This is a genomic window from Tenacibaculum profundicola (genome assembly GCF_057220795.1).
Genome location: NZ_CM170137.1, coordinates 2556623 through 2576020, shown reverse-complemented (window position 1 = coordinate 2576020; position 19398 = coordinate 2556623). Strand labels below are relative to the sequence as shown.

At 32.0% G+C, this 19398-nt stretch carries 17 protein-coding genes; 9 read left to right on the top strand and 8 right to left on the bottom strand.

The annotated features are described in order from the left end of the window. Nucleotides 1–154: 154 nt before the first annotated feature. Nucleotides 155–445 carry an HU family DNA-binding protein gene (locus AC2TDS_RS11050; protein WP_484735648.1) on the bottom strand — a complete coding sequence of 97 codons (291 nt, stop codon included), beginning with the start codon at nt 443–445 and terminating at the stop codon, nt 155–157. 586 nt (nt 446–1031) lie between these two features. On the opposite strand from AC2TDS_RS11050, the gene mutY reads away from it, so the two are divergent. Genes mutY through gldD form a run of 4 tightly spaced genes read left to right on the top strand, consistent with a single transcriptional unit; the run spans nt 1032 to nt 4426 of the window. Continuing rightward, nucleotides 1032–2078 carry an A/G-specific adenine glycosylase gene (gene mutY / locus AC2TDS_RS11045; protein WP_484735647.1) on the top strand — a complete coding sequence of 349 codons (1047 nt, stop codon included), beginning with the start codon at nt 1032–1034 and terminating at the stop codon, nt 2076–2078. A 36-nt stretch (nt 2079–2114) separates the two neighbouring features. After that, a complete protein-coding gene (locus AC2TDS_RS11040) occupies nt 2115–2558 on the top strand; it encodes a single-stranded DNA-binding protein (protein ID WP_484735646.1) in 444 nt (147 codons plus the stop codon). Nucleotides 2559–2577: 19 nt separating this feature from the next. Beyond that, nucleotides 2578–3879, top strand: a complete 1302-nt coding sequence (gene gldE / locus AC2TDS_RS11035; RefSeq protein ID WP_484735645.1) for a gliding motility-associated protein GldE — start codon at nt 2578–2580, stop codon at nt 3877–3879. Next, nucleotides 3872–4426, top strand: coding sequence for a gliding motility lipoprotein GldD (gene gldD, locus AC2TDS_RS11030; protein ID WP_484735644.1), 555 nt, complete (start codon nt 3872–3874; stop codon nt 4424–4426). The genes gldE and gldD overlap by 8 nt, the downstream gene beginning before the upstream one ends. An 87-nt stretch (nt 4427–4513) precedes the next feature. Here gldD and AC2TDS_RS11025 read toward each other — a convergent pair whose 3' ends face one another. Continuing rightward, complete coding sequence (locus AC2TDS_RS11025; RefSeq protein WP_484735643.1) at nt 4514–5542, bottom strand: COX15/CtaA family protein; 1029 nt, start codon at nt 5540–5542, stop codon at nt 4514–4516. 235 nt (nt 5543–5777) lie between these two features. After that, a complete protein-coding gene (gene trhO / locus AC2TDS_RS11020) occupies nt 5778–6809 on the bottom strand; it encodes an oxygen-dependent tRNA uridine(34) hydroxylase TrhO (protein ID WP_484735642.1) in 1032 nt (343 codons plus the stop codon). A 225-nt stretch (nt 6810–7034) separates the two neighbouring features. Here trhO and AC2TDS_RS11015 point away from each other — a divergent pair, with 225 nt between their 5' ends. Next, nucleotides 7035–8042, top strand: coding sequence for an aspartate-semialdehyde dehydrogenase (locus AC2TDS_RS11015; protein ID WP_484735641.1), 1008 nt, complete (start codon nt 7035–7037; stop codon nt 8040–8042). 78 nt (nt 8043–8120) lie between these two features. Beyond that, a complete protein-coding gene (locus AC2TDS_RS11010) occupies nt 8121–8765 on the top strand; it encodes an HD domain-containing protein (RefSeq protein ID WP_484735640.1) in 645 nt (214 codons plus the stop codon). A gap of 474 nt (nt 8766–9239) precedes the next feature. On the opposite strand, the gene AC2TDS_RS11005 is transcribed toward AC2TDS_RS11010, so the two are convergent. From AC2TDS_RS11005 to AC2TDS_RS10985, 5 genes are all read right to left on the bottom strand, one after another. Further along, complete coding sequence (locus tag AC2TDS_RS11005) at nt 9240–9632, bottom strand: hypothetical protein (RefSeq protein ID WP_484735639.1); 393 nt, start codon at nt 9630–9632, stop codon at nt 9240–9242. 250 nt (nt 9633–9882) lie between these two features. After that, the gene (locus tag AC2TDS_RS11000; RefSeq protein ID WP_484735638.1) at nt 9883–11604 is read right to left on the bottom strand and encodes a helix-turn-helix domain-containing protein; all 1722 of its coding nucleotides are present in this window, start codon (nt 11602–11604) and stop codon (nt 9883–9885) included. Nucleotides 11605–11607: 3 nt separating this feature from the next. After that, nucleotides 11608–12390, bottom strand: coding sequence for an enoyl-CoA hydratase/isomerase family protein (locus tag AC2TDS_RS10995; protein ID WP_484735637.1), 783 nt, complete (start codon nt 12388–12390; stop codon nt 11608–11610). A 64-nt stretch (nt 12391–12454) separates the two neighbouring features. Then, nucleotides 12455–13864 (bottom strand): sensor histidine kinase, encoded by a 1410-nt coding sequence (locus AC2TDS_RS10990; RefSeq protein ID WP_484735636.1) that lies wholly within the window; start codon nt 13862–13864, stop codon nt 12455–12457. A 100-nt stretch (nt 13865–13964) separates the two neighbouring features. Beyond that, a complete protein-coding gene (locus AC2TDS_RS10985) occupies nt 13965–15116 on the bottom strand; it encodes a DNA polymerase III subunit (RefSeq protein WP_484735635.1) in 1152 nt (383 codons plus the stop codon). Nucleotides 15117–15243: 127 nt separating this feature from the next. Between AC2TDS_RS10985 and AC2TDS_RS10980 the strand changes: the two genes are divergently transcribed. The 3 genes from AC2TDS_RS10980 (at nt 15244) to AC2TDS_RS10970 (ending at nt 19337) form a co-directional block, all read left to right on the top strand. Beyond that, nucleotides 15244–15471: a FeoA family protein gene (locus AC2TDS_RS10980; RefSeq protein WP_484735634.1), complete on the top strand. Its 228-nt coding sequence runs from the start codon at nt 15244–15246 to the stop codon at nt 15469–15471. Continuing rightward, nucleotides 15471–17576 (top strand): ferrous iron transport protein B, encoded by a 2106-nt coding sequence (feoB, locus tag AC2TDS_RS10975; protein WP_484735633.1) that lies wholly within the window; start codon nt 15471–15473, stop codon nt 17574–17576. The genes AC2TDS_RS10980 and feoB overlap by 1 nt, the downstream gene beginning before the upstream one ends. Before the next feature lie 1260 nt (nt 17577–18836). Continuing rightward, nucleotides 18837–19337 carry a hypothetical protein gene (locus AC2TDS_RS10970; protein ID WP_484735632.1) on the top strand — a complete coding sequence of 167 codons (501 nt, stop codon included), beginning with the start codon at nt 18837–18839 and terminating at the stop codon, nt 19335–19337. Nucleotides 19338–19398: the final 61 nt, after the last annotated feature.

The following is a 19398-nucleotide window of genomic DNA, read 5'->3' as shown; positions in this document are numbered from 1 at the left end:
GCTTACTTTTTCTTATGACGATTTGCTCTCGCTCTCTTTTTTCTTTTGTGAGTAGAGATTTTGGCTCTCTTTCTTTTTTTACCACTTGGCATAATTAAATTGTTTTATAAAAGTCAAAATGATGACTTTTGTGTTAGTACTTTACTTACAAAAATTACTTAACAGCTACTTTCGTCTTAACACCTTCAGTAAATACTTTTGAAGGCTTGAATGCAGGAATGTTATGCGCGGGAATCTTAATTGTTGTGTTTTTAGAAATGTTTCTACCTGTTTTTTCAGCTCTCTTTTTGATAATGAAACTACCAAAACCTCTTAAATAAACATTGTCTCCACTTTCTAATGCTTCTTTAACTTCTTCCATGAATGCTTCAACAATCGCTAAAACATCTGCTTTTTCAATTCCACTCTTATCCGAAATTTTCGATACAATATCTGCTTTTGTCATTATAAATATATTTTTGTTTTCTTTAAAAATTGAGGATGCAAATATATGATAATTAATCTATTCGGGAAAAAGTTATGGCGCTAAAAATTAAAATAATAAAAATAACTCATGATTTTGATAATCACGGGGGTTAAGTTTAAAATATCACATTTAGGGCTAAATTGTTGTAAAAATTGAATTTTACATGAGATGTTGTCTATAAAGATATAAATCAAATAAGTTACTTGGATACTTGCATAAACGTGGTAGTTGTTTTTAATGATTTCTATTAATATCAAGTTAATTATCAAAAAATGATTGTCACTATTTCCTACGTATATGAAATAGTGCTTGCTCGCTCCGTAATACCATTTGTGATTTCAAATACTTATATAATAAAACTATAATGAGTAATTAGAATTATTTGTACTAGGTGTCAGTACAATTAAAAATAAAATTAAGGAGTTGCTAGCCGTAAACCTTATCATTAAATTTGCGAGTTAACTATCAAACGATCACCGACAACTGATCCTAGATAAACGATCAAGTATTAGTTTTATAGTGGTTTTAGAAGGAGAATATTATTTTCGTAGCAGTAAAGAAAGAAATGAATTTTTGTGAAAAACTAACATATTGGTATGTACAAAACCAAAGGTCTTTACCATGGAGAAAGACCAAGGCTCCATATATTATCTGGTTAAGTGAGATTATGTTACAGCAGACAAGGGTTTCGCAAGGGTTGCCGTATTTTTTGAAATTTACAGAGACTTTCCCTACTGTTTTTGATTTAGCTAAGGCTGATGAAACGAAGGTTTTAAAATTATGGCAAGGGCTGGGTTATTATTCAAGAGCAAGAAATTTACATTATACCGCAAAATATATTGCTTCGGAATTGAATGGAGAATTTCCATATAACTATAAAGGGCTGTTAAAACTAAAAGGCGTGGGCGATTATACGGCTTCAGCGATCGCATCTATTTGCTTTAATGAACCTGTAGCCGTTGTTGATGGAAATGTATACAGAGTTTTATCAAGGTATTTTGGAATAAAGACCCCTATAAATAGCACGAAAGGGATTAAGGAGTTTAAAGAACTTGCACAGACCTTGATTGATCAAGACAATCCAGGTAATTATAATCAAGCGATAATGGATTTTGGCGCATTACATTGCAAGCCACAAAATCCATTATGTGACACTTGCACGTTCTCTGAAAGTTGTATAGGTTTTAACACTAGCATTATAAAGGAATTACCCGTAAAGGAGAAAAAACTGAAAATAAAAAAGAGGTTTTTCAATTATTTAGTTGCTGTTACAGATGCTAATGAAACAATTCTGGAGGAAAGAAAAGGACGAGGTATTTGGCAGGGCTTGTACCAGTTTCCTTTAATTGAAGCCACGAAATACATTAATCAGGAAGAACTTTTAGAGTCTGAAACATTTAAAAAGCTTTTTTCTGAGGGATTTACTATTCAACTGTTTAATAAAAAAGAAATCATCCACAAGCTTTCACATCAGCATTTGTTCACACAATACTGGATTGTGAAAACGCCGAAATTAAAAGAAGCAAACATTGTATGGGAAGAAATTAAAAAGAAGCCTGTGCCTGTTTTGATTGATAAGTTTTTAGATGAATATTTAAAAGAGCAAAAGTAAATTTTGTATATTTGATATTAGACAAAATATAGGGCTATGGCAGGGACTGTAAATAAAGTTATTTTAATTGGGCATTTGGGAGATGAGGTAAAAATGCATTACTTTGAAGGAGGTAATTCAGTAGGTCGTTTTCCAATAGCAACTAACGAGACGTATACGAATCGTCAAACAGGAGAAAGGATTACAAATACAGAATGGCACAATATTGTAGTTCGTAATAAATTAGCTGAAATTTGTGAGAAATACTTAACTAAAGGAGATAAGGTTTATATAGAAGGACGTATAAAAAACCGCCAATACGAAGTTGAAGGTCAAAAGAGATATACTACTGAGATACAAGTACAAGATATGACGTTCTTATCAACAAAAAAAGACCCTAATAACGTCTCGCCGCCACAAGTAAACCAATCACATACCGGCAGTAGTGACCAGAATGTAAACACCATATCGAAGAGTGAAGATGATGATTTGCCATTTTAGTTTAACTAATTTTTAAATTTTGGATCCAGAACCCGAACCTTTATTAGACATATTATTAAATAGTAATTGGCTTATGACGTTGAACTTTTTTGCGTTGTTTGCCTTGTTAGTTTGTTCAGCATTAATTTCCGGAACAGAGGTTGCTTTTTTTTCAATTTCACAAACAGAACTAGATGATCTTTCAGGAAAGACCAAAGGAAAGAGTATCGTAGTAAAATTGCTTGAAAACCCCAAAAAACTTTTAGGAACAATATTGATAACGAATAACTTTATCAATATTTTAGTGGTACTGATATTTGCTGCATTAGGAGAAGTGCTTTTTAGCGGTCTTTCGGGAGCAGTTAAGTTTTCAGTTGAAGTCATTTTAGTAACTTTTTTAATACTTCTTTTTGGAGAGGTGTTACCTAAAGTATATGCAACTAGAAAATCATTGCAGTTTGCTAACTTTATGGCGAAACCAATACAGTTTTTAAATACAGCATTAACGCCACTAAGTTTGCCACTTATACGATTAACAAGTGTTGTTGAAAATAAACTAGGAAATAAGAATAACAATTTATCGGTAGAGAGACTTTCTCAAGCCTTGGAGTTAACGTCTGATAATGAAACCACCAAAGAAGAACAGAAAATATTGGAAGGGATCGTAACTTTTGGAAATACAGAAACAGTTCAAATAATGAAGCCTCGAACAGATGTTTGTGCTATTGCTGATGATACAAGTTATGAAGAGGTTCTTAAAATTATTTTGAAAAATGGCTATTCTCGTAACCCTGTGTATCAAGAAAACATTGATAACATCGTTGGAATTTTGTATGCTAAAGACTTACTACAACATTTAAATAAGACATCGTTTAATTGGCAATCATTACTCCGCGAGCCATTTTTTGTACCTGAAAATAAAAAATTAGACGACTTGCTTAATGAGTTTCAAGAAAAGAAGAATCATTTAGCAATTGTAGTTGATGAGTACGGAGGAACTAGTGGTATTGTTACTTTAGAAGATGTAATTGAAGAAATTGTAGGTGATATAAATGATGAGTTTGACGATGAAGATTTATCGTATTCTAAACTTGATGAGAACAATTATATTTTCGATGGAAAAGTAAGTATAAGAGATTTTTGCAGGGTACTAGAAGATGAAGATGAAGAGAAGTTTGAAGAAGAGAAAGGAGAAAGTGAAACCTTAGCAGGATTTATTTTGGAGGTTTCTGGAAAGTTCCCTAAGGTAGGAGAGAAAATAAATTTTAGTACGTATACGTTTACTATAGAAGCCCTAGATAAAAAACGTATCAAACAAGTAAAAGTTACCCGAAATGCGTAAAGTAGTATTGCTGTTAATAGCAATGATAATGATTGGTTGTAGCGAAGAACCAATACCAAAACCTAAAGCTTATTTAAGTTTAGAATACCCAAATAAAGAATATAATATTCTCGGGGTTAAAAGACCATATACTTTTTATGTAGCTAAAAATATAATAGTTAAAGAACTGCCGAAAAATTGGTTAAAGATTCAATATCCTAAACTTAAGGCATCTGTTGATATTACCTATAGACCCGTTCATAATAATTTGAGAGAATTGTTAGTTGAAGCAGAAAAATTAGTATTGGAACACACTGTAAAAGCCGATCATATTTCTTGGAGAGATTTTTCTGACGAACAAAATAAGGTATATGGTAAAATGTGTGAGATCGCTGGGAATGCCGCTTCACAAATACAATTTCATGTCACTGATAGCACCAAGCATTTTGTTAAAGGATCTTTATTCTTTTACGCCAAACCAAACTACGATTCTATTTATCCAGCGGTAGAATATATTAAAAAAGATATGATACAGATGATGGAGACCTTACAGTGGAATGAGGGATAATACTGTTAACATATTCTTATCCTTTAAAAAGGGCAAAGTTTTTTAGAGGGTAAACATGATTAGTTTATGGGATTCCTTATTCTGATATTAATGTAATAAAGAAACGCGTCTACTTTGTAACCATAAATAAAACTGTAACCCAAATAAAACAGCTCCTGCTAGTAAGTGGGTTGCTTGCGTGCCGAGAGGAAATTCCGCATAATACATTAAAATTCCTGTGATGGTTTCTAAAAAGATTAAAAAGAGAATCCAATTTACTAATTTATAACCTAAGTTTTTAATTTGATTTAAGTAAAACATTCCCATGTTTACTAATACAATTGCAATGGTAAAAGATCGGTGAAAGTAGAACTTAAAACTAGGGTTCATTAAACTATATTCTTTGTTGCCAAAGCCATATAATTTTATTTGTTCGTCAATAAATTGCCGAACCTGGGTGCCCATAGCAATTTGAATTAATGAGAATACTACAGAGACTATAAGTAATTTATTAAATAAAGCATGATACTTGTAATTAGATGCTTTAGGCGGAGAAACCATAAATAACAACCAAAGTAGTAGAGCAATAATAACTAAACCGACAACCATATGAATGGTAATGATGGTTGGTTTTAAATTGGTGTCCACCACTGTTTTTCCCAACCAAGCTTCAAAAAGCATTAAAAAGAAAGTACTATATGCTAACAACGAAATAGTTTTTTGTTCTCTCCAGAACATAGAGGCTGCGATAACTAAAAAAATAAAAACAAACCCTGATAAAACAGATGCTAATCGATTAATATACTCTGTCCAAGTGTGGTATTTATTAAATTTGGCATAGTTGTGTTTTGTGTATTTCTCCCAATTATTTACGTTAAAGTCAAAGGTAGTTGTTATGTCGTTTTCAGCAACAAACAAAGCTTCATCTTTCACGATAATCATTCCCTTTTTATAACTGGTATGTGGCTGCCAGGTTATTTGTTCTTCTGATGTTGGAGGAATATAATATCCGAAACATTTTGGCCAATCCGGACACCCCATTCCAGATCCAGTCATACGAACGACAGAGCCAGCTAAAAAAATTAAATAAACAGAAATTAATGAGATTTTTACAATGAGAGGGAAATTTTTTTTCATCGAAATAAATTTGTACAAAGGTACGTAAAACACGAATAAAAAGTATTTATACACATTCTAATTAAGAACAAAATCGTCTAAAATTAAGTAGACGATTTTTATGTGTGCTACACGTTTGTGTTTTTAGTAAAGTGGCTTTTTGAGTCTTAATTAAGGTAAATTCAAATGGTAAATGGTATTAAAACCATAAAACATACATTATATAAGGTGTTCACAGATACAAATCACACCTATTTTACTTTTTATATTTCAAATTTTCTGAGCGCCCCTTTTTGAAAATTTTATTGCTTGCGTGTTTACCTTTTCTTAGTTGTTTTTGTTCTTCATAGGGTAAATGAATTATTTCTAAGCACTTATCAGAACAAGTGTTGTCCATTTGTTCTGCACACTCATCACATTGAATAAACAATAAGTGGCATCCTTCATTAGCACAATTTGTATGCGTATCACAAGGTTTTCCACATTGATGACAATTTGATATCACATCGTCTGAGATTTTTTCAGACCGTCTGTGATCAAAAACAAAATTTTTACCTAAAAATTTATTTTCTAACCCTTCTGTTTTTACCTGTCTGGTATATTCAATAATACCTCCTTCTAGTTGAAAAACGTTTTTAAAACCTTTGTGTTTGTAATATGCCGATGCTTTTTCACAACGAATTCCACCCGTACAATACATCAACAAATTTTTATCTTCTTTATGATCTTTTAAATCTTCTTCAATAATATCTAATGAATCTCTAAAGGTATCGACATCAGGAGTAACAGCGCCTTTGAAGTGCCCTATTTCACTTTCGTAATGATTACGCATGTCCACGCAAATGGTATTAGAATCTTCCAACATGCTATTAAATTCTTTTGCAGAAAGATGAACACCTTTATTTGTCACGTCAAAAGTATCGTCGTTTAGTCCGTCGGCTACGATCTTATCACGAACTTTTACTTTTAATTTTAAAAAAGATTTATTGTTTTGTTCAATAGCAACATTTAAACGAATATCATTTAAAAAAGAGATACTGTCTAATTGGGTTTTTAATACTAAGAAATTATCAGCAGGAACTGAAATTTGAGCATTGATGCCTTCATAGGAAACATAGGTTCTACCTAATACATCTAATTCATTCCATTCAAGGAATAACTTATCTCTAAATAAGGTTGGGTTTCCTATCTTGTGATATTGATAGAATGAAATGGTAATGCGGTCTTTTCCCGCTTCATCAATTAATTTAGCGCGTTCTTCAGCGCTTAACTTGTTGTACAGTTGCATGCTATACCTTTTAAGTTAAACAAAAAATATTGTGATTTCACTAAAAATCGCTACAAATGTAATTGTTTTTTGTGGTTTGCTGTTTAAAATGACACTTTTTATCATAAATTGATAAGAATTAAACTTGCTTTTAAAAAAACAAAGATTTATGGTACAACTAATTGTAATTTTTTAAACCTTTGTGTTAATTATATAAATAGTTTCATTCTCTAAAAAACAAAAATAATGAGAGTAGCGATTGTAGGAGCCACCGGTATGGTAGGTAATGTAATGTTACAGGTGTTAGCTGAACGAAATTTTCCAGTAACAGAGTTAATTCCTGTTGCTTCTGAGCGATCAGTTGGTAATCAAATTAAGTTTAAAGGAACTAACTATTCAGTAGTAGGTTTGGAAACAGCAGTGTCTATGAAGCCAGATGTCGCATTATTCTCTGCAGGGGGAGAGACATCGTTAGAATGGGCTCCGAAATTTGCAGCGGTAGGTACAACAGTTATCGACAATTCTTCGGCTTGGAGAATGGATCCAACAAAAAAATTAATTGTTCCTGAAATTAACGCTTCTGAATTAACGGAAAGCGATAAGATCATTGCGAACCCAAACTGTTCTACGATTCAGATGGTATTAGCCTTGGCTCCACTGCACAGGAAATATGTTATTAAACGAGTAGTAGTTTCTACCTATCAGTCGATTACAGGAACAGGGGTGAAAGCTGTTCGTCAGTTAGAGAACGAGTCGAATGGTGTTGAAGGGGAGACGGCATACCCACATCAAATTCATAAGAATGCATTACCTCATTGTGATGTTTTTGAAGAGGCGGGATATACCAAAGAAGAATTAAAATTGGTGAGAGAAACACATAAAATTTTAAATGACCCTAGTATTGGTATAACTGCCACTGCGGTAAGAATACCTGTTGTTGGAGGGCATTCAGAAGCAGTAAATATTGAATTTGAAAACGAATATGAATTGGATGAGGTGAGAAAGATTCTTACCGAAACAGAAGGGGTAGTAGTGCAAGACGATATAGAGAATAATCGATATCCAATGCCATTTTTTGCAGAAGGCAAAGACGAGGTTTTTGTGGGAAGAATTCGTAGAGATTTATCAAGAGAGAATACCATAAACATGTGGATTGTTGCAGACAATTTAAGAAAAGGTGCAGCAACTAACACTATACAAATCGCTGAATATTTAGTAGCGAATGACTTAATTAAAGACACTGTTTTTGCTTAAAAGAGCAAAATGATTGTCTGATAAGAAGAATCCTGAGTTAATGACTCAGGATTTTTTATTTGCTGTATTTTTGTATTTATGAATAAAAGAGAGATCATTAATAATACCATAACGTTTGTGAAAGAAAGCTTAAATGGAGCTGAGGGAGGGCATGATTTTTTTCATGTTGAACGTGTCTATAAAAACGCATTGCTAATTGCTGAAAATGAAGAAGTAGATGAGTTTGTTGTGGCTTTAGGCGCATTACTACATGATATTGCAGATAGTAAGTTTTATAATGGAGATGAAACAATCGGGCCGAAAAAAGCATGTGACTTTTTAGAACGTCAGTTTGTTGATGAAAAAACCATTGATCATGTGAAGAATATTATTACTAATATTTCTTTTAAAGGAGGTAATTTCAAGCAGCAATTTAGGTCATTAGAATTAGACGTAATACAAGATGCTGATCGGTTAGATGCCATTGGAGCCATTGGCATAGCCCGTTGTTTTAATTATGGAGGTTTTAAAAATAGAGAAATTTACAATCCGAATATTCCACCCAATCTTTCCATGACAAAAGAGGAGTATAAGAAGTCGACAGCACCAACAATTAACCATTTTTATGAAAAATTATTGTTGTTAAAAGATAAAATGAACACGAAGACCGGTAAGGAGATGGCTAATGAAAGACATAAATTTATGGAAGTGTTCTTGCAACAGTTTTTTAAGGAGTTTTGTTAATTTTGGTACTTTATTTGAGAAATTAAAAAATTAACACGGGATTAATTTATTTTTTAATAAAAAAGAACTATGTTTGGAATATTATTCCCTATAACAAAAATTTGTTCCCCTTGAAGTGAAAATAGCATTTAATTTTTTTAGATGCTATTTTACTTTTTTAGAATACTTGTAAATAGTATATCATCAGGCTTTTCATGTTTAGGGTTGTTTTTTCAAGAAGGTAATTAGGTTTACTAAAAACCATTTTGAAGAAGTGGTAAATAGATTTGTCGTTTCTCTGTCTATATGCTAAACCTACGTTCTTTTTAACAAAAAATGCTTGATCTATAAGTAGTAGAGCGCTTGTAGCGATACAATATTCTAATATTCAAGCAAATTTTATCCTAATTAATAGATTTTAGACAAAACGACAATCACAAGATGTACTAATGCTACAATTATTTTGGTAATTATTACTATCATTATCGTTGGTTTTTATGGTTGAATAACACCGTTTTTTATCAAAATAGATTCTGATTTTTCGCCATTTATAAAATCGAATTCTAATAAATCAATTTGATTAAAACCTTTAATTTGACTGTTTAAAACCTGCTGTATTTTTTCAACTTCTTGTTTTAAGGAAGTAAACTCGCAGTCAATTAATACATACTCCCCTTTTTCTGTACTCATTCCATTTTTACCAAACTGAATCCCTTTGGCATAGATAATTTGATTTACTTCTTTACAGTTACAATTTTGTTTTAATGCATTTAATATACCTGTGGACCGGTCTTCGGATATAAGAGTAAGACTTACGGTATAACCTATGAACCCCGCCAAGGCTAAAAGTACTATTGTTACTGTTATATTTTTTTTGTTTCTATTCATAATTGTAAGGTGTTATTTATGTTTGATTTCTGTAACAAAGATTCGATTAAGAAATAGATATTGCAAGTAAATCAAGCCCATTTTTAGGAAATTAGGGTGTTTATTACCGTGTGTTAAGTGTTGTTTTATAGGTGTTTAGATATGTGTGTCGTTTGGGGTTTAGGAGGCAGAAGAGTAAACCCTAAATTTGTGAATTTAGGGTAAAAGAAGTATTTTATTGCGGTAATTTAAAGCTATAGATGCTATTCGTTTAAGTAAGGGAATTTAATTTTTTAACATAGACAGAAGGAAGAAGTCCTGTTCTTTTTTTAAAGTATTTAGTGAAAGAATCTGGGCTTTTATAACCAATCTCTTCTGATATAGATTGAATAGAATACGATCTAAAACGTGTATCTTCTTTTAGTTTTAAAATGGCGTAATTAATCCTCAAATCGTTAATGTAGGTATTAAAGTTTTTTTGATAATGAGCGTTAATTACCTTAGACAAGTAAGATGTATTCGTTTTAATTTTCTTAGCCACGTTATACGAATTACAATCATGTTTTAGAAAATAACATTGATCTTCCAGTTTTTGTAATCCTGATAAAATTTCTTCATAAGTTTCAGAACTAATGTCTGTAATGTTTTTCTTTTCTACAGAAAAATTATTGGCATTTGTTATTGTAGGTTGTTTTTCTAGCAATTGTGCTTTTGCCAGTAAGTTATTAAATGACGCAACTTGTTGTTTCCTTTTTTTAGATAAGTAAACTAAAAACAGCAGTAATAAGATTATAACAATGGTTCCGCCGAATAGCAAATAAGAAGTAAATTTTCGTTGTTTTTCTTTTTCAGAAGAAAGCTTGATAATTTCTTTATCGTGAAAAGAATTTAAGACTTCTCTTTTTTGAGTATCTAAAACACTTTGATTTAGCACATACTTTTCATAATACTCATTTGATTTTTCAGTTTGCCCAGCTTGCTTATATATTTTGGCGAGTGTTTTATAATCGTCAACCAATTTAAATTCTTTGGTTTTGATTTTCATAACGTCAATTCCTTTTTTCATAACGGTAATGGCAGAATCATATAAGGCCATTTTGGTGTAAGCATTAGCCAAATCAGTATAATAATGAATTATGCCTGAGCGGGCATCGTAACTGTCGGAAAGTTTTTTTAATTTTAATAGCTGTGTTAGTGCTTTACTATATTTTTTTTCCGCTAAAAGAATTTTTCCTGTTTGAGACTGGAAATTTATACGGGTTACATCATTAATTGAATCCAATCCTTTTTTAATTCCATCATTAATAATCCATTTAGCAGAATCTATTTGTTTTAATTTTAGGTAGGTTTTACTGATGCTGATGCTAGTTAAAGAAGAGTTGAATTTTTTGTTTCCTTCATCTATATCTTTTGAGCTTTCCAGAAGAAAGAGTCCTTTTTTATATTCTTTTAGCGCTTCTTTATACGCTCCAGTAGAAAACTTAACCCCTCCTATAAGAACAGGTATAACGGCCTTATAGAATTCAAGATTTTCTTTGGTAGCAATTGCTTCGCTTTTATAATAATACTCCAAAGCAATGTTAGTATCGCCAATAGCCGCATAACTGTTTCCTAGCTGTGCTAAAACTTCAATAGGAGCTATTTTTGCTTGGTTCAATAGCTCCTTTTCATTAATGTTTAAGTTATTGTTGTTTAAAAGCGCAAGCTCTTTTTTAAAAGCTTCTATTGAAGCATTGTTTTCGCTTATAAACTGACTTCCTCTACCAATAGAATGTAAAAGTTGAATTATTTTAAAGGTATCCTTATTTTTTTCAGCCAGAGAAAGTAGTTTTTTTGTAAAATAAATTTTCCGTCTTGCTTCCTTAGCTTCCTTAATAGAATCAGAGAGTTCTTGGGATTGCGCCCTGTAAATACTATCTTTAATTTCTTGGGTAAAGGTGTTATGAACACTTAAGAAATAAAAAAAATATAAGAATATACGTAGTTTTATCATTGTTTATGCCCCAGGGAAATTAGCTTTTCTTTTCTCTAAGAAAGCGGTGGTTCCTTCCTTGAAATCTTCAGTAGCGAAACAATTTCCAAATTGATAAATTTCTGTTTCATAACCATTAACCCCATCTTTAAAATTATCATTGACAGCTTTGATAGCTGCGGCAATAGCAACCGAAGAGTTTTTCATAATTTTACTCGCTAATTTTTCAGCAAGCGGCATTAAATCTTCTGACGAAGTAACATGGTTTACCAATTTAAACTCTTTAGCTTCCTTAGCATCTATCATATTGGCCGTCATAATTAATTCCATTGCTTTTCCTTTACCAATTAATTGCGATAAACGTTGGGTACCTCCATAACCCGGGATAACTCCTAAAGAAACCTCAGGTAGCCCCATTTTTGCATTCTCAGAGGCAATTCTAAAATGACAAGCCATGGCTAATTCTAGTCCTCCACCTAAAGCAAAACCATTGACGGCTGCGATAACAGGAGTCGTTAAATTTTCAACAAAGTCAAATAAAATTTCTTGCCCTTTTCTAGCTAATCGATTACCCTCTTCTGAAGAAAAATGTGCGAATTCAGAAATATCGGCTCCAGCAACAAAGGCTTTTTCACCACTTCCTGTTAATATAATTGCTTTGGTAGACGCATCTTCATCCAATGCTTTAAAGGCATTGTGAAGCTCCTCAATGGTTGCTTTGTTTAAGGCATTTAATTTTTTAGTACGGTTTATTGTGATTGTTGCTAAGCTGTTGTTTTTATCAACTAAAATGTTTTCAAAATTCATATGATATATAATTAAATATTTTTTACGCTTTATTTAGTTCGGTCTATCTCTTCTCTTCCTTAACTTATACTTTGGGCAGGATTACTGTAAAAACAGTTCCGATACCTTTTGTTGACGAAAAATTGATGGAGCCATTATAGGTCTCTATAATTTTTTTAACCATAGGTAACCCTAAGCCCATACCACTTGTTTTAGTGGTAAATTTAGGCTCAAATATAAGGTCTTTGTTTTGTTGTATAATTCCTTTACCATTATCAGAAACAATGATGCAAACATCATTACCTACTGAAGTTACTTTCACTTCAATTTTAGGATGTTTTTGGTTTTTGCTCATTGCTTGGGTCGCATTTTTAACCAAATTAGTAACGATGCGTACGAGTTGTGTTTTGTCGAGAGACGCTAGCAGTTCATTTTTTTCAGGTAAATAGTAAATATAGTCTTCTGAAAAAATATCTAATGCGTGTTTAACAACATCAACAACGTCTAATTCTTCACGGCGCTGGGTGGGCATTTTTGCAAAATCAGAAAAGGCAGAAGCAATAGAGCTCATTACATCTATTTGTTGGATAAGGGTTTGGCTATATTCTGCTAACTTTTCTTTTATATTTGGATCTTCTGGGCTAAATTTTCTTTCGAAATTTTGTACAGATAAACGCATGGGTGTTAGAGGGTTTTTAATTTCATGGGCTACCTGTTTGGCCATTTCTCTCCATGCTTGCTCGCGTTCACTTTTTGCAAGTTTTACAGCACTTTCTTCTAATTGATCTATCATATTATTGTATGATTCAACTAAAGAATTTATTTCCGAGCTCGCCGATTCTAAGATGATTTTTTCATTGCGTTTGTTTAAACGCGTTTCTTTTATTTTTTCTGAAATTGTTTGAATAGATCTGGTAATATAACTAGATAGAAAATAGGCTAGTAATATTGCTAAAACAAACATGAGTAAATACACCAATATTAAACGAGACATAAACTCTTGTAACACCTTTTTTTGATCTTCGTTATCTTGCGCAATTTGCAATTCTAGAACACCGATTCTTTTAAACCTGGAGTCGTTAATATAGGTAAAGGAAGATTGGTAGGTCACGCCATTTTCTTTTCGACTATCAATAACTCTATGGTTTGAGTTTATAGCGAGTTTTTTTAATGTTTCTTTTGATAATGGAATGTCTTTTGCTCTATCGAAATTATATGGAATAGATGATTTTAACAACTTTCCATTCATATCATACATAGATATTGTAAGCTTGTGAATTGTTGCTATTTGATAGATTCTATCTAGAAATATTTTCGGAATATTATTGGTAGTGACCGCATATGTTGTTTTATCTAAAACAATTTCGATATTCTGTTTGGTAGCTTCCTCTTTTCTTCCAAAACGATGAACATTGTAATCGGCTGTTTGCTTTCCATATTGATAATACGTAACTAAAGCAATTAATATCGATGCCAACAATATGAGTAATATCATTGACAAGAATATTCTTATTCGTAGTGATATATTTGCAGATGTAATCAATTTTTTATTATTGTTTTTAGGTTTTATTGGTAACGCATCATCAAACGTGCCATTATTTTTTCAACACCTCTTCTTTAGCATGTAAAAGACGTGTTAGTTTAATGGATAAATCTAACAAAATTATTTTAGCATTTCCATTACGTTCAATATGGTATTGTGCGTCACTTACTTCTTTTTCAATACTTATTATGTTTGCACTATGAACAAAAGGAGCAAATTTTGATAAATTGAAATTTGATGTTGTTGTTGTTAAAAAAACTAAATCAGGAGTTCCGTAATTTAAGAGCAAAGCTTGTCGGAAAAACTGTAGGCAATATTGTAAAAATTGTTTTTGAGTTTCACGCCCTGAACTAGCAATAATTTCAGACCAGGTAATTAAGTCTTGGATAACAGCAGCATTCCCTTTAGCTTTAAAAGCACTTCGAATCCAAGTAATAAACCATTCTTCAAAAATAGTATCATTAGAATTATTATGTAGTAAATGAATTGCTTTATTATAGTTCCCCTCTGATTGATGTGCTATTTTTGAGGCTTCATCTTTTTCAATACCTTCTTTTTCTACTAAAGTATTTACAATATCAGAATCACTTAATGCAGAAAAGAGCAAAGTTTGGCATCTTGATTTTATGGTGTTTATCAGTAGCCCTTCATCCTCGGTAACTAACAAAAAAACTGTTTTATTGGGAGGTTCTTCAATTAATTTTAACAATTTATTGGAAGCGGCAATATTCATTTTTTCTGCCATCCAAATAATCATGACTTTAAAACCGCCTTCATATGATTTTAACTGTAGCTTCTTTACAATATCTTCTGCTTCATCTACGCCAATTTGTCCTTGTTTATTTTCAACACCAATATGTTGTAGCCAATTAAATAAATTTCCATAGGGTTGCTTTTTTATAAAAGCGCGCCATTCTTCTAAAAACAAGTTGCTTACAGGGTGTTTTTTAACGGAGTCAGTAGTGGCTACAGGAAAGGCGAAATGTAAATCAGGGTGTTGCAGTTTAGCACATTTTATGGCACAGGCTTCGGGATTTTCCGAGTAAGCACACAATAAATGTTGTGCATATGCTATTGCCATTGGCAGTGCACCAGTGCCTTCTTTTCCAACAAATAATTGTGCATGAGGAACTCTTTTGTTGTTAGCTGATTTTTTTAAATGATTTTTTATGTGATCTTGTCCAATAATTTCCTTGAAAGTCATAGTACAAATATACTATTTCAACTAAAGCCAACAATAGGAATTTACGAATAGCACTTATCGTGCTGAGTATATCGTTAGCAACCATTCCTGTTTTTAGTATATTTGTAGGCTAAAATACACTTGTTTTTTGAATACCATTGCGTCATTACAAATTGGGGAGAAAGGAATCATATCAGAAGAAAACTTAGATAGAATACCTTTAAAATTATTAGAAATGGGATGTTTGCCTGGAACTGAGGTAGAAGTGTTGCATATTGCTCCGCTAAAAGATCCTATATATATTTGTGTTAATGGAAGTCATCTAGCTATACGCAATGACATGGCTAGCCAAATAGTATTAACAAAGATTGCATAATGGGTAGTAAAATTAAAGTTGCGTTAGTTGGAAATCCTAATACTGGGAAAACTTCTTTGTTTAACCAGTTAACAGGGTTGCATCAGAAAGTAGGGAATTACCCAGGTGTAACGGTGGATAAAAAACAAGGAACATGTAAGTTGCCTAATGGAAAAACTGCTGTTATTACCGATTTACCAGGTACTTATAGTATGAATACAACATCTTTAGACGAAAGTGTTGTACTTAAAACATTATTAAGCTCAGATGAAAAGGATATTCCGGATGTAATTGTCGTGGTAGCCGATGTAGAAAATCTAAAACGAAATTTATTGTTATTTTCTCAAGTTCAAGATTTAAACATACCTACGATATTGGCCGTTAATATGGCTGATCAAATGGAAAAGAAAGGCATAGCCATAGAACTTCAGACTTTACAAAAAGAATTACAAACAAAAGTGGTGTTGATTTCTGCAAGAACAAATAAAGGAATCACTAACTTAAAAGAAGAGATTAAAAATTACGGCAAATTAGTAGTGAGCACAGGGTTCACTGAAATTACTCAAAAAATAGAGGCAAGTTATTTTGAGAAATTACAAGGAGTAAGCAATCGTTTTTCAGTATATAAATTGTGGTTGATGCTAACCAAAAATCACGATGTACATTTGAATGAAGAGGAAAGAAACCAGTTAGGTTCATTTAAGAAGGCGTTAGCTAAACAGCGAAAATATCAGCATAAAGAAACGATTTATCGATATCAAAAAATACATAGAATTCTTGAGAAATGCTATACCGTTGACACGAATAAAGCCACGGATATAAGAGCGAAGCTAGATCGAGTTTTCACGCATAAAATATTTGGATATGTTATTTTCTTTGGATTGCTGTTGCTAATATTTCAATCAATTTTTGATTGGGCATCGGCACCTATGGATTTTATTGATGGTTTATTTGCAGAGTTCTCTAACTATACAAAGGAAGTTCTTCCTGAGGGGATGTTCACAGATCTAATTACCGATGGAATTATCCCGGGTATTGGAGGCGTTGTTATATTTATACCACAAATAGCGATTTTATTTTTGTTTATAGCGCTTCTAGAAGAAACGGGCTATATGAGCAGGGTGGTGTTTTTGATGGATAAAATAATGCGTCGTTTTGGAATGAGCGGCAAGAGTGTCATTCCTTTAATTTCAGGAACGGCCTGTGCAATACCTGCAATTATGGCTACGCGTACTATATCTAGCTGGAAAGAACGACTAATTACAATTTTAGTAACACCTTTTACAACTTGTTCGGCAAGGCTGCCAGTATACGCTATATTAATTGCTTTGATAATACCTGAAACAAAGTTGTTTGGGTTTTTTAGTTTACAGGGCTTAACCTTATTGGGTTTGTATGTTTTGGGTTTTGGTGCAGCGATCATAGCCGCTTTTATATTGCATAAAACCTTGAACATAAAAAGTCATTCTTTTTTTGTTATTGAAATGCCAAATTATAAAATACCGTCCTTAAAAAACATTGGATTAGAGGTGCTTGAAAAAACGAAAGCATTTGTTTTCGGTGCAGGAAAGATAATTTTGGCAATTTCAATTATACTTTGGTTTTTGGCTTCGCATGGACCTTCTTCTTATGGCAATAGCAGCCATAATATTACAGAAAATAAGACAACTAAAAACATGTCGGATGGCGAATTAGCACAAAAAATGGCCTCAGCCAAGTTAGAGAATTCCTATATTGGGATTATGGGTAAAGCAATAGAACCTGTGGTAAAACCGTTGGGGTATGACTGGAAAATAGGGATTGGCTTAATAGCTTCCTTTGCTGCTCGTGAGGTTTTTATTGGTACATTGGCCACTATTTATAGCGTTGAAAGTAATGATGAAAACATGAGCACTATTAAACAAAAAATGGCAGCAGAAACCAACGTTCAAACTGGAGGAAAACGATTTAATTTTGCTACCGGAATTTCCTTGTTGTTGTTTTATGCGTTTGCCATGCAATGTATGGCAACATTGGCTATTGTGAAACGTGAAACGAAAAGCTGGAAATGGCCAATGATACAGCTTATAGGCATGGGGGCATTGGCATACTTATCTGCTTTTATGTCGTATCAAATATTGAACTAATGCAAGAAGTGTTTACGTATATAGCCGTGTTAGGTGCCGTTGTTTTTTTGGTTAAAAAAATATTTTTTACTTCTAATAATGATAAGGGCTGCGATGCTAGTTGTAATTGTGATTAAATCAGTGATCGGTTCTTAGTTCTTGGTGTTCGGTTATAGGTGTTTATGCTACATTAATTTTTTGGGTAGTTTTTTTAATTATCACAACAAGTTAAAAATCGTCATTTCGAGGAGAACACATAACGGAGTAATCTTTCTTTTATCAGTTTTTTGTGATCAGTACTCAGTACTCAGTGATCGATGTTTAGAAAAACCTCTATGCGGCCCCGCGGAATCGGGTTGTAAGCGGGCTTAATTAATCGATGGTGCATTGAAAAAAATATAAAACAGATGACTATCACTTCTATATCTAAAGATGTTTTTTGAAGGTCGTGATAATTTCGTAAATATTGAAATATTACCTAGAGAACGATATAGTTTCAAGAATTTACTAAAAGAGATGAGGGAGAAATACCGGGATATAGCAAATATTACTTGGAGAAATGACACAGTGATTAATAGCAATCAAGTTCTATTGAGAAATACAACTTTTAACGAAAACCATTTCACTTTTTTTCTTTTGTTTATACTCATAGGTTTGTTTTTAGAGACTCTATTAAAATGAAGCTACAAGCAAAAAAAGGAGACCCATTTATATTTTTTGACAATTCTCTCTTTTACACGAATGAATTAAATTTAAGAACTTCCAATTTAGAAGAGTCATCTTTCTTTAAAATTAATTTAAATAAAATTTTAAATACCAATTGACAGTCTGAAAAGTGAATTCAGATTCCCCTCCTCCCGCACATCCTGTACCGTTTTACGGCAAATCCTTTCGTGTGATTAAGTAAGAGTAAGTAACTAGAAATTAAATTTTAAAAGTAGAGATCAAACCACAGCATTGATGTTGCGGCTTTTTTTTGTTGTCAAACAGATTGAATTTTACGTTCAGCAATAAAGGTGTTTAATCTAAACACCTATTTAAAACAATATGTTGTCTTCAATAATAATTCATTGAAAGCAAGTTGGTTGTTGATTTTTGTTTAGCAATATAAAAACGAAATAAAAAGTCATATTATTTTGTTTTTTAGTATTAATTTGGGTTCATAACTATTTGGTTTGGTTATAGATAATCTCTTGCTTCTAAATTTTACATGGATGGGAGTTGAAAGAGGTGTTTTATTGAAAAACGGTGTAAATATCAAGTGTCATTATATTGAATAAGATGGATATAAAGAAAGTATATAATAAAATAATACCACCAGATGATTACAAGCATAGAAGAGATTTCTATAATGAAGATTTAATAGATGTTCTTGATGAAGAAGAAAAATTGTTAATTGAAAATCTGTTGATTGAAGATTTGAAATCTAGAAATGATTTGTTATTAATAGAAACTTTAGCTTATATTAAATCTGAAAAAGCGATACAGCTTATAGAAAGCGTATTAAATAAGTCTAACGAGCCATATGACAAAATCATTATTGCTTGGTCTCTTTTTAGCCTAAATTACAATAAAGATAAAATGATAGATATTGCTTATGATAATTTTTTAGAAGTAACTAATGATTACTCAAAAACCTATCTGTTTTTTTACTTAGCTAAATTTAATGATAGTAAAATAAATACTCTTATAGAATCTTATACTGATAATAAGAATTTTCTACTAGCTAATAATTCTAAAAGAGCACTACAAACCCAAAAACCCGATAACAGTCTAAATTAGTTGATAGCCAAAATTAATTTAGACTACCGCTAGTAAATACTAGCGGCAATAAGAGTAAGAA